General features: G+C 69.3%; 9 protein-coding genes. 3 read left to right on the top strand and 6 right to left on the bottom strand.

Annotated features, from left to right (window positions below; all coding sequences use genetic code 11):
• The first annotated feature begins 97 nt into the window (after positions 1-97).
• Complete coding sequence (locus tag ACF3M1_RS10535) at positions 98-547, top strand: PaaI family thioesterase (RefSeq protein ID WP_394000424.1); 450 nt, start codon at positions 98-100, stop codon at positions 545-547.
• Positions 548-672: 125 nt separating this feature from the next.
• Here the strand turns inward: ACF3M1_RS10535 and ACF3M1_RS10540 are convergent, their stop codons facing one another.
• On the bottom strand, positions 673-1,470 hold the full coding sequence (locus tag ACF3M1_RS10540; RefSeq protein WP_394000425.1) for an amidohydrolase: 798 nt from the start codon (positions 1,468-1,470) through the stop codon (positions 673-675).
• Positions 1,471-1,623: 153 nt separating this feature from the next.
• Here ACF3M1_RS10540 and ACF3M1_RS10545 point away from each other — a divergent pair, with 153 nt between their 5' ends.
• Entirely contained in the window at positions 1,624-2,082 is a 459-nt protein-coding gene (locus ACF3M1_RS10545) for a hemerythrin domain-containing protein (protein WP_394000427.1), read from the top strand.
• A 138-nt stretch (positions 2,083-2,220) separates the two neighbouring features.
• Here ACF3M1_RS10545 and ACF3M1_RS10550 read toward each other — a convergent pair whose 3' ends face one another.
• The 5 genes from ACF3M1_RS10550 to ACF3M1_RS10570 all read right to left on the bottom strand — a co-directional run bounded on the left by ACF3M1_RS10550 (position 2,221) and on the right by ACF3M1_RS10570 (position 10,063).
• On the bottom strand, positions 2,221-4,017 hold the full coding sequence (locus ACF3M1_RS10550) for a DUF885 domain-containing protein (protein WP_394000429.1): 1,797 nt from the start codon (positions 4,015-4,017) through the stop codon (positions 2,221-2,223).
• A 152-nt stretch (positions 4,018-4,169) separates the two neighbouring features.
• Positions 4,170-6,707: an excinuclease ABC subunit A gene (locus ACF3M1_RS10555; protein WP_394000431.1), complete on the bottom strand. Its 2,538-nt coding sequence runs from the start codon at positions 6,705-6,707 to the stop codon at positions 4,170-4,172.
• An 805-nt stretch (positions 6,708-7,512) separates the two neighbouring features.
• Positions 7,513-7,647: a hypothetical protein gene (locus ACF3M1_RS10560; protein ID WP_394000433.1), complete on the bottom strand. Its 135-nt coding sequence runs from the start codon at positions 7,645-7,647 to the stop codon at positions 7,513-7,515.
• 152 nt (positions 7,648-7,799) lie between these two features.
• The gene (locus ACF3M1_RS10565) at positions 7,800-8,939 is read right to left on the bottom strand and encodes a fatty acid desaturase family protein (protein WP_394000435.1); all 1,140 of its coding nucleotides are present in this window, start codon (positions 8,937-8,939) and stop codon (positions 7,800-7,802) included.
• Positions 8,940-8,953: 14 nt separating this feature from the next.
• On the bottom strand, positions 8,954-10,063 hold the full coding sequence (locus ACF3M1_RS10570; protein WP_394000437.1) for a ferredoxin reductase: 1,110 nt from the start codon (positions 10,061-10,063) through the stop codon (positions 8,954-8,956).
• 223 nt (positions 10,064-10,286) lie between these two features.
• Between ACF3M1_RS10570 and fabR the strand changes: the two genes are divergently transcribed.
• Positions 10,287-10,937, top strand: a complete 651-nt coding sequence (gene fabR, locus ACF3M1_RS10575; RefSeq protein WP_394005242.1) for an HTH-type transcriptional repressor FabR — start codon at positions 10,287-10,289, stop codon at positions 10,935-10,937.
• The last annotated feature ends 253 nt before the right edge of the window (positions 10,938-11,190 follow it).

Consider the following 11,190-nt stretch of genomic DNA (forward strand, 5'->3'; position numbering starts at 1 on the left):
ATTCCGGTAGGAGCGCGCTTGCGCGCGATGGGCATTGCAGGAAAGCTGCATCGCGCGCGAGTGCGCGCCGACACCCATCGCTCCACACGGAAGTCCCATGGCCATCACTGGCGACACCATCAACGATCTGATCCGCGCGAATGCGCCGGCGGCCATGCACGCCATGCTGCCGCCGCCGTGCCTGCTCGACATGCAGGGCGAGTTTCTCGAGTACGAAGACGGCATGCGCATGTCGCTGCGCTTTCCGGTGCTGCCCCGCTATCGCAATCCGATGGGCAACATGCAGGGCGGCTTCGTCGTCGCCGCGCTGGACAACACGCTCGGTCCGTTCTCGTATCTGATCGCGCCGCCCAGCGTCACCGCGACGCTCAACACCCAGTATCTGCGGCCGGTCACCCCGGCTGACGCCTATCTCGTCTGCGAGGCGCGGCTGGTCGCCCGCACGCGCAACGTGCTGCACCTTGCCGCCGAAGCGCGCAGCGAGGACGGCCGGCTGTTCGTGCTGTGCCAGGCCACGCAGCAGATCCTCCCGCCGCGTACAGGCTGATTCCGCATCGCACGCCGCAACGTCGCGCATGATGCGGAACATCGGACCTGCCACTTCCGCGTGCGGGAACCGGACGCGCGATTTCAGATGCGGTCACGCCGCCGCCCAGCAGCGGACCGGACGCCCTAACGCAGTTCGAACCGGTCCGCGTCCAGCATCGCCGGGAACCGCTCGCGATGGGCCGCCAGCTCGGCGGCCTGCAGCGTCGTCGTCGTGACGACCTCGGCATCGGTGCATTCGCTGAGCGGATGGCCGAGGAAGTCGAGCACCGCGCTGTCGCCCGAATAGGCGATGCCGTTGCCGTCGACGCCGACGCGATTGACGCCGGCGACGAAGCAGAGATTTTCGATCGCACGCGCGCGCAGCAGGGTTTTCCAGGCATACGCGCGCGCCGCCGGCCAGTTGGCGACGAACAGCTGCAGGTCGAAATCCAGATCGCCCGGACGCTCGACGTCGTAGCGGTTGCGGCAGAACACCGGAAAGCGCAGGTCGTAGCAGACCTGCGGATTGATCCGCCAGCCCTTCCACTCCACCGTCAGCCGCGCGCGTCCGGCGGCATACCGCTTGTGCTCGTTGGCGTAGCGGAACAGGTGGCGCTTGTCGTAGTGCTGCAACTCGCCGTCGGGCGTGGCCCACAGCATGCGGTTGTAGACACCCTCGCCGTCGCGCAGCTGCACGCTGCCGGTGACGGCGGCATCGAGCGCGGCGGCCTGGTCGCGGATCCAGTCGACGGTCGGGCCGGCCATGTCCTCGGCGCGGTCGATCGCGTCGTTGCTGAAGCCGCTGGTGAAGGTCTCCGGCAACACGACGAGATCGGTCATGCCGCGCAGCGGCGCGATCAGGGCGCCGTAGTACGCGCGATTGGCGGCCGGGTCGTGCCAGACGGTGGCGCCCTGGACGAGGGAGACGCGGAGGTTCTGCATGGGGGGTTCCGACGGGGGGCCGTGAACGGCCGACACGCCGATTCTCGGCGCTCCGGCGCCGGCGCTCAACGTCGCACCGGAAACCGCGCACGACGACACCGCCTGCACCGGTACCGGCCCAGCATGCGCCCACGACCCGCAGCGGAGACCGACATGCCCGAGACCCTCTACGACGCGCTGCGCGAGAGCCACGAGCGCCAGCGCTCGCTGTGCCGCAAGCTGCTGCGCTCCCAGCCGCACAGCGCACGCCGCATCGAGCTGTTTACCGACCTGCGCATCGAGCTGGCCGCACACGAGGCCGCGGAAGAACGCTTCCTCTACGCGCCGATCCTGATGCACGACGCCGGCCTCGACGCCTCGCGCCATGCGCTGCACGAGCACCACCAGATCGACGAGCTGGTCGAGGACCTGCAGACCACCGACCACAGCGGTCGCGGCTGGATGGCCAAGGCCAAGCAGCTGTCGGAGACGGTGCACCACCATCTGCGCGAGGAGGAACGCGCGTTCTTCCAGGTGTCGGGCAAGCTGCTCACCGACACCCAGAAGACCCAGCTCGCCAGGCGCTACCGCCGGGATCACGCGCGGATGGAGAAGACGCTGCGCGAAGCGTGAGTCAGGCACGGCCGGTCGCGCATCGCATCGGCCGCGCTTTCGCATGACCACGCACCGTGCGCTGCCTTGCGTCGCACGGCGCCGTTCGCGAATGCCAGCTCGCGCCGGACCGGCGCCGCTGCCCGGCCGGGCCGCGCATCAGCCCTGCGGCGTGCCTGCCGCCTTCTGCTCGGCGATGAACCGCCGCACCTCCTCTTCCAGCACCGGCAGCGGCACCGAGCCGAGATTGAGGATGGTGTCGTGGAACGGACGCTGGTCGAAGGCGGGGCCGAGTTCGCGCTCGGCCTCGGCGCGCAGATCGAGAATGGTCTTGTAGCCGATGTAGTACGACAGCGCCTGACCCGGCCAGGAGATGTAGCGGTCGACCTCGGTCACGACGTCGTGGCGCGCGAGCGCGGTATGGCCGGCGAGATAGTCGATCGCCTGCTGCCGGCTCCAGCCGTACTCGTGCAGGCCGGTGTCGATGACCAGGCGCGCGGCGCGCCACATCTCGAACGTCAGCCGCCCGAACTCCTCGTACGGCGTCTCGTAGATGCCCATGCGGGTGCCGAGCCACTCGGTGTACAGGCCCCAGCCTTCGCCGTACCCGGAAAAATAGGTCTGCTGGCGGAAATCCGGACGCGCCGGCGCCTCCAGCGCGAGTGCGGCCTGGAAGCTGTGGCCCGGCGCGCATTCGTGCGCGACCAGCGCCGGCAGGTTGTACAGCGGCCGCGACGGCAGGTCGTAGGTGTTGAAGAAGCACGCCTCCAGCCCGCCACGGCCCGAGGTGTAGATCGGCGCGATGTCGTCGGCGACCGGCAGGATCGTGAAGCGGTAGCGCGGCAGCGTGCCGACGACGTGCTTGAGTTCGCCGTCGATCTTCTTCGCGATCCACGCGGTGTAGGCCAGCAGCTCGCGCGGCGTCTTGGCGTAGAACCTGGGATCCGTGCGCAGGTACTCGAGGAACGCCTCGAACGTGCCGGTGAATCCGGCGCGCGTCATCACCTCGCGCATTTCGGCGGAGATGCGCGCCACCTCGGCCAGGCCGAGATCGTGGATCTCGCGTGGGCTCATGTCACGGGTCACGTATTCGCGGATCTGCGACTGGTAGAACGCGCCGCCGTCGGGCAGATCGCGCGCGGCGATCGTGGTGCGCGTGCGCGGGAAATAGTCGTCGCGGATGAAGCCCAGCAGTTTGCTGTACGCCGGCACCGTCTGCTCCAGCACGACGCGACGGCCCTCCTCGCGCAGTTGCGTGCGCACGGGCTCGGGGATTGCGACCGGGATACGCTCGAACGTCGCCAGCAGCGGATTGTCCTCGCCGGTCTGCGTGTACGGCACCAGCGTGGTGTCGCGGCCGTCCAGCGTCGCGCGCGGCACGCTCCAGCCGCGGTCGAGACCGCTGCGCATGTTCGCGATCTGCTCGTCGAAGTAACGCGGCACATCGCCGAGCCGCGCGATAAAACGGCGCCAGTCGGCCTCGGTCTGGTACGGCTGGCGCGGATTGATGCCGCCCCAGAAGAAGCTGTCGCTGTTGAACGGCGCCTCGAACGTGCGCCAGTCCGCGTTCGCCACGCTGGCCTCGAGCGAGGTGCGGAACACCTCGGCGTTGATGCGCTCCTCGCGGCCCAGCGCGTCGAGCGGAATCGCCTCCAGCTTCACCAGCACGTCCTTCCAGTACGCCGCGCGACGTGCCCATGCCTCTGGAGTCACCGAGGACATGCGGTCACCGGCCTGCCAGCGACCGTCGATGCGCACGCGGTCGAACTCGGCCTGGCGCCAGTCCCACTCGGCGGTGTAGAGCGCGCGCAGCGCGGCTTCGGCGGCATTGGCCGGCGGTGCGAGGGTGGCCGCAGGTGCGTCCTGCGCGCTTGCAGGCGCCAACGCGCCGACAGCGAGGGACAGCGACAGCGCAAGGGCGGACAGCGTCGCGCGGCGACGCGGTGCGATGGACATCGGCAGCTCCTGGAATGGCGATGGACTCGATCGCGGCATCCCTGCCCACACGATGCGCGCGGCGCACCCTGTCCCCGGATCGATCGCCAAGCATGCCCGCATCCGGCGCCCGCTGCATGTGCGGAACGTGGCGGTCCACGCGGGCCGGTGCGTCAACCTCCGGCGATCGCCTCGGCCAGGAACCGCGCGGTGAGGCTGCGCGTGTGGCGCGCCACGCGCTCGGGCGTGCCGGCCACGACGACCTGACCGCCCGCATCGCCGGCGCCCGGGCCCATGTCGATGATCCAGTCGCTGGCGGCGGCCACGCGCATGTCGTGTTCGACCACGACCACCGTGCTGCCCGCCTCGACCAGCGCCTGCAGCTGCAGCATCAGCGTGTCGACATCCGCCGGATGCAGGCCGGTCGTGGGTTCGTCGAGCACGTAGACGGTACCGGCGCGCTGGGTCCGCTGCAGCTCGCTGGCCAGCTTGATGCGCTGGGCCTCGCCGCCGGAGAACTCGGTGGCCGGCTGCCCCAGACGCAGATAGCCCAGGCCGACCTCCACCAGCACCGACAGCGGCCGCGCGACGGCGGCATCGTCGGCAAAGAACTCGGCGGCTTCGGTCACGGTCATGCCGAGTACCTCGGCGATGTTCTTGCCGCGCAGCATCACCTCCAGCGTCTGCGCGTTGTAGCGCTGGCCGTGACACTCGGGACACGGCGCATAGACGCTGGGCATGAACAGCAGTTCCACGCTGACGAAGCCCTCGCCGTCACAGGTCGCGCAGCGGCCCTTGGCGACGTTGAACGAGAAGCGGCCCGCATCGTAGCGGCGGCGCTTCGCCATCGGCGTGGCCGCGAACAGCTTGCGCACGTGATCGAACAGGCCGGTGTAGGTCGCGAGGTTCGAACGCGGCGTGCGCCCGATCGGCTTCTGGTCCACCCGCACCAGACGGCGCACGGCGTCCAGTCCGCCTTCGATTCGGCCCTCCACGGCGGTGTCGACATCGCGCTCGAGCGGATCGAGCGGGGCGTCGGCATCCGCGTCCCGGCCCGCACCGACCCACGCGGCCAGCAGCTCCACCAGCGCCTGGCTGACCAGTGACGATTTGCCCGAGCCGCTGATCCCGGTGACCGTGGTGAACACGCCGAGCGGGATGTCGACATCCAGGCCACGCACGTTGTGCCGGTGGATATTGCGCAGTTGCAGCCACGCATCGGGCGTGCGTCCGTAACGCGCGATCGGCGCGTGACCTGCGAACAGATAGCGACGCGTGGCCGACGCCTCGACCTTCGCCAGTCCGTCCGGCGCTCCGCTGTACAGCACCTGCCCGCCGTGCTCGCCTGCGGCCGGGCCGACGTCGACGATCCAGTCGGCATGGCGGATCACGTCGATCTCGTGCTCGACCACGAACAGCGAATTGCCCGCGGCGCGCAGCTGGTCCAGCGCGCGCAGCAGCGCCTGCGCATCGGCGGGATGCAGGCCAGCCGAGGGTTCGTCCATCACGTAGACCACGCCGAACAGCTGCGAGCGGATCTGCGTGCCGAGGCGCAGCCGCTGCAGTTCGCCCTGCGACAGCGTCGGCGTGGCGCGGGCCAGCGACAGGTGGCCCAATCCGAGGTCCTGCAGCACCTTGATGCGTGACTGCAGGTCCTGGGCGATGCGTTGCGCGGCAAGCGCCTGCTCGGGATGCGCCTTCGCGTGGGTGTCGCCGGCCGCGGCGGGCGCGAGCAGCGCCGCCAACGCATCGAGCGGCTGCTGCGAGAACGCCGCGATGTCGAGTCCCGCGAACGTCACCGACAAGGCCTCCCGGCGCAGGCGCTTGCCGTGGCACTCGGGGCAGTCGGCGCCCACCAGGTACTGCGCGGCGCGCTTCTTCTGCACCGGGCTTTGTGTATTGGCGAACGTGTGCAGCACGTGGCGGCGCGCGCTGGTGAAGGTGCCCATGTAGCTGGGTTCCATCTTCCGTTTCAGTGCGCGCTTCGCCTCGGCGAGGTCGAAACCGGCATAGACCGGCACCACCGGCTGCTCGTCGGTGAACAGGATCCAGTCGCGGGTCTTCTTCGGCAACGACGACCACGGCACGTCGACATCGATCCCCAGCGTGGTGAGGATGTCGCGCTGGTTCTGTCCGTGCCAGGCGCCCGGCCACGCGGCGACCGCGCGCTCGCGGATGGTCAACGCGCGATCCGGCACCATCGAGGCTTCGGTCGCGTCGTAGATGCGGCCGAGCCCGTGGCAGGTGGGACAGGCGCCGGCCGGCGTGTTCGGCGAGAAACCGTCGGCGTAGATGATGGCCTGCCCGCGCGGATAGTCGCCGGCGCGCGAATACAGCATGCGCAGGGAATTGGAGATCGTCGTCAGGCTGCCGACCGACGACCGCGCGGTCGGCGTGCCACGTGCCTGCTGCAGTGCCACCGCCGGCGGCAAACCCTCGATCGAATCGACCTGCGGCACACCGGCCTGGTCGATCAGTCGCCGCGCATACGGCGAGATCGAATCCAGATACCGCCGCTGCGCTTCGGCGAACAGCGTGCCGAAGGCCAGCGACGATTTGCCGGAGCCGGACACGCCGGTGAACACCACCAGCGCATCGCGCGGGATGTCGACATCGACGTCCTTGAGGTTGTGCTCCCGCGCGCCGCGGACGCGGACGCAGTCGGCGGGGGCCTTGGATTTCGGCTTCGATTTCGCTTTCGGCTTCGACATGCTGCGGCACTCGGGGGATGCGGGCGCATTATCCGCACCGGCACGTGACGAGGTGTGGCGGCCGCCGCCCGCGTCATCGTGGCGTCGGCAGTCGTACCCCAGCCCTGCTGCAGTTCCACTGTGTCGGCTGTCATCGCTCTTCTACTGTCTTCGCGGTCTCAACTCTTGCCGTGGATGTGACTGCGGCTGTGGCTTTCGATTTTGACTTTTGCTCCTGCTCTGGCTCTGGCTCTGGCTCTGGCTCTGGCTTTCAGCGTTTGACGTTCGAGCCGTTAAGCGGGCCGAGCACCGGAGTCTGACGCGGCCGAAGAGCAGCCCATGTCTGAGCGAAGCGAGTTTGGGCTGCGTGCCGCGTCAGGCGAGGAGCACAGGGGACCGGCGCGGCGCAGCCGCGTCGGCTCGCGCCCGGCGAAGGGACTTTTTGGTTCCTTTTTGGTCCTTCAAAAAGGAATTCGCACGCGCAAGCGGGCGAAAGCCGTGCACTTGTTTTAGCCCGTTTTCCCTTGAAGCCAACGCTGGACGCGAACAACAGAGCTTCCGCGCTGTTCGCGCGGCTTACTTTTGTCTTGTCAAAAGTAAGCACGACAGCGCGAATGCGCTGGCGAACGGCGAAGCCGGCCCGAAGGGCGAGTGCCGAAGGCGCGAGTCAAACCGCCATCGCCGGACGCGATCCGCCGCGATACAGCCGCGGCGGGCCCCTGCGCTTCTCGGGCAGCGGGGCACGCAGCCCAAACTCGCTGCGCTCAGACATGGGCTGCTCTTCGGCCCCGCCGCCCTGCGATGCTCGGCTCGCTTTACGGCTCGATCAGATCAATAGCAACGCCAAGGCGAAGGCGAAGGCGAAGGCGAAGGCGAAGGCAAAAGCAAAGGCAAAAGCAAAGGCAAAAAGCAAAAGCAACACACGGATGGAGCGCGCCAGCCGCAAAAACGACTGCGACAACGGAAGCGTCACCTCGCATCACGTCGAGCACGCTCTCGCCGAACCGCGCCCCCCCCCGCCCACGCACTTCTCGACATCCGGAACGCAAACGCCCCGCACGAGGCGGGGCATTCGACTGCGTCACGTGGCCCGGCATCACACCGGGACCAGACTCACGCCTGCTGCAGCACGCCCTCCGGCGCCTTGCGCGCCCGCTTCGGCCGGCTCGGGAACGCATGCCGCACGATCCGCCACACCACCTCGCCGAACTGCCGCGGCAGCGAGCCGGTGTTGTAGGGCTGGCCGTAACGCGCGCAGATCTCGCGGACTTCCAGCGACAGCGCGCCGTATCGGTGCGCGGGCACGTCCGGATAGAAGTGGTGCTCGATCTGGTGGCTGAGGTTGCCGCTCAGCAGATTCATCGCCCGGCCGCCGCCGATGTTCGACGAGCCGCGCAGCTGGCGCATGTACCAGTGACCGCGGGATTCGTTGCGGATCGATTCCTTGGGGAAGGTCTCGGCGTCCGCGGTGAAGTGGCCGCAGAAGATGATCACGTAGGTCCACACGTTGCGGATGCCGTTCGCGGCCAGGTTGCCCAGCAGCACGGGCAGGAAGAACGGGCCGGCCAGCGCGGGGAACAACAGGTAATCCTTGAGCAGCTGGCGGCCCATCTTGCGGCCCACCGGCGCGAAATCGCGGGCCAGCTTGCCCTTGGGCATCTTGCCGGCGAAGAAACGGCCCAGCTTCAGTTCCTGGATCGCCACGCCCCACTGGAAGTACAGCGCGAACACCACCGCGATGAACGGCTGCAGCAGATAGAACGGACGCCAGCGCTGCTCGGGGAAGATGCGCAGCAGGCCGTAGCCGATGTCGTCGTCCATGCCGCGGACGTTGGTGTAGGTGTGGTGGCGGAAGTTGTGCGAATGCCGCCAGTTGTCGGCGGTCGCCACGATGTCCCACTCGTAGGTGCGGCTGTTGAACTGCGGATCACCCATGAAGTCGTACTGGCCGTGGATCACGTTGTGGCCGACTTCCATGTTCTCCATGATCTTGGCCAGCGCCAGCAGCAGCACGCCGGCGATGCAGGCCGGCCACAGCAGCCACGGCACGAACGCGCCGCCGATCGCGCCCACCATCAGCAGCGCACGGCCGCCGAAGCCGCAGTAGCGCACCCAGCGCACCACCTTGCGGATGTAGTCGGCGTCGACCTTGCCCACCTGCGCCATCGTGCGCGTGTGCAGCGCATCAAGTTCGGCGCCGAAAGCATCGAGTTCCTGGGGGCCCAGACGGCGGGCAGCGGTAGCGTGGGTCATGGAAACTCCGGACATCAGAGATCGAGAACGAGATCGGACACGGCGCTGCTGATGCACAGCTTGAACGCCATGCTCGGCTCACCGTTGACGGTGCCCGTACGCAGATCGCGCGCGGTGCCGGCGGACTTGCCGCAGGCGCAGGTGTTGCAGATGCCCATGCGGCAGCCCGAACGCGGCTTCACGCCTTCGGCTTCCAGGGCTTCGAGCAGGGAGATGCCGCGCGGTAGCAGCAGGTCGCGGCCACTGCGCGCCAGGTGCACCGACACCGTGCCGGTGTCGTCGACCGGCGGGCGCGGCGGTGGGGTGAAGGCTTCGGTGCGCAGCATCACCACGCGCCCCGCGAGCAGCGCATCGGCCGCGGCGACGAAGCCACCGGGGCCGCAGGCATCGACGTGACGCGCGGCAAGATCGGGCACCAGCGAGGCGAGCAGATCGGCATCGATCCGGCCGCCGGCCTCGTCCTGGGCCAAGGGCGCATCGCCGGTGAGCACGAAACGCACATCGACCCCGGCATGGCGCGCGGCCAGTGCGCGCAGCTCGTCGACGAAACAGAACTCGGCCCGGGTGCGGGCCCAGTACAGCAGCGTCACCGGCGCCGGCATGCCCTGCCCGGCCAGCTGGCGCACCAGCGCCATCAGCGGCGTGATGCCACTGCCACCGGCGAGCAGCAACCGCGGCGCCGCACTGGCGCCGGCGTCGAGCGTCATGTCGCCGAAGCCCGGGCCGATGTCGAGCACGTCGCCGACGCGAGCCGGGTCCAGCAGATGCCCGCTCATGCGGCCACCGTCAATGCCCTTGATGGTGATCGTGATGCGGCCGTCAGCGGACGCCGGGGCGTCGAGGCTGTAGCTGCGGGTCACGCGCACACCGTCGATATCGGCGCCGAGGTTCACGTGCTGGCCCGGCAGCGCGCCCGCCCAGTGGCGGTTGGGTTTCAGAGTCAGCGTGACAGCGCCGGCGGCGGCCGGTGCGTGGCCGACGATGCGGGCCAACGGCCGCTCCCAGGTCCACGTGGGATGCAGGCGCTGCGCCCAGAAATCGAACACGGGCGGCGCGACGAAGGGCGTGGCAAGCCGGCGAAGACGGCTGCGCGGACGTGCAGTGATGGGCGTGACGGCTGACATGGGAGCGACTGTACAGGCATCCGCACGCCTGTGTATACACGTGTGCATTAATGTCGCGCCGCAGCATGGAGGGCGTTCATCCCGGGCGCCGCTGGATCGCGTCTCGCGGTCCACACGGTGGCCCGACCCGCCCTGCCCTACGCCGCCGCACTGTTATGCTGGCCCACCGTCGCCGCGATCCCTGCCCGTGTCCGTCCGCAGTCCTGCGCCCGCCAGCGACGATGTGCCCGCCCCCGATGGCCCCGGCCGCAAGCCGTCTATCGTGCGCGAGGACCTGATCGCCGCGGCGCTGCGCCTGATCGGGCCACACCGCAGCGTGTCGACGTTGAGCCTGCGCGAGGTCGCGCGCGAGGCCGGCATCGCGCCCAACAGCTTCTACCGCCAGTTCCACGACATGGACGAGCTGGCCGTCGCCCTGATCGACGTCGCCGGCGAATCGCTGCGCGGCATCATCGGCGACGCCCGCCGGCGCGCGGTCTCCGGCCGCAGCATCGTCCGCGGCTCGCTCGAGGCGTTCATGGAACGCCTGCGCGCAGACGACAAGCTGCTGCACGTGCTGCTGCGTGAAGGCACGGTCGGCTCGGACGCGTTCAAGCGCGCGGTCGACCGACAGCTGCACTTCTTCGAGGACGAGCTGCGGGCCGACCTGATCCGCATCGCGGCCTCGCAGGGACTCAGCTTCCATCGACCGGACCTGGTCTCGCGCGCGATCACCCGTCTGGTGTTCGCGCTCGGCGGTACCGCGCTGGATTCCCCGCCCGAGCGCGACGAAGCGCTGGTCGACGAGCTCTCGCAGATGATCCGCATGCTGCTGCGCGGTGCGCACGCATTGAGCCGCGACAACGCCGGCGGCCGCGAGCGCGCGCCGGGCTGAGCGGGCTGCGCCCTGCTCCGGGTGCGCGCATCGCCACGATCGCCCCCTGGCTGCGCCAGTCAGCGCAGCCCGTCTCGTCGTGACGGTGCACACGCGCAACCCGCCGCCGTCCAGCCGCGCTCGCACAGCAACCGCATTCATCCGCCGGCGCCAGCCATGCGCGGCAGCCGCTACGCGAACGCGCGCCCGCGCGCCCCGTGCGTATCCGACGAGGCCGCGCGGGCGTGCCGGTGGCCGCTGTGATCCCGGCCCT

This window comes from Luteimonas sp. WGS1318 (assembly GCF_043187535.1).
Classification (GTDB): domain Bacteria; phylum Pseudomonadota; class Gammaproteobacteria; order Xanthomonadales; family Xanthomonadaceae; genus Luteimonas.

What these genes read in the sequence shown, in the direction of transcription:
- ACF3M1_RS10535 (WP_394000424.1), top strand. Translation starts at nt 98, where the DNA reads ATGGCCATCACTGGCGACACCATCAACGATCTGATCCGCGCGAATGCG.
- ACF3M1_RS10540 (WP_394000425.1), bottom strand. Translation starts at nt 1,470, where the DNA reads ATGCAGAACCTCCGCGTCTCCCTCGTCCAGGGCGCCACCGTCTGGCAC.
- ACF3M1_RS10545 (WP_394000427.1), top strand. Translation starts at nt 1,624, where the DNA reads ATGCCCGAGACCCTCTACGACGCGCTGCGCGAGAGCCACGAGCGCCAG.
- ACF3M1_RS10550 (WP_394000429.1), bottom strand. Translation starts at nt 4,017, where the DNA reads ATGTCCATCGCACCGCGTCGCCGCGCGACGCTGTCCGCCCTTGCGCTG.
- ACF3M1_RS10555 (WP_394000431.1), bottom strand. Translation starts at nt 6,707, where the DNA reads ATGTCGAAGCCGAAAGCGAAATCGAAGCCGAAATCCAAGGCCCCCGCC.
- ACF3M1_RS10565 (WP_394000435.1), bottom strand. Translation starts at nt 8,939, where the DNA reads ATGACCCACGCTACCGCTGCCCGCCGTCTGGGCCCCCAGGAACTCGAT.
- ACF3M1_RS10570 (WP_394000437.1), bottom strand. Translation starts at nt 10,063, where the DNA reads ATGTCAGCCGTCACGCCCATCACTGCACGTCCGCGCAGCCGTCTTCGC.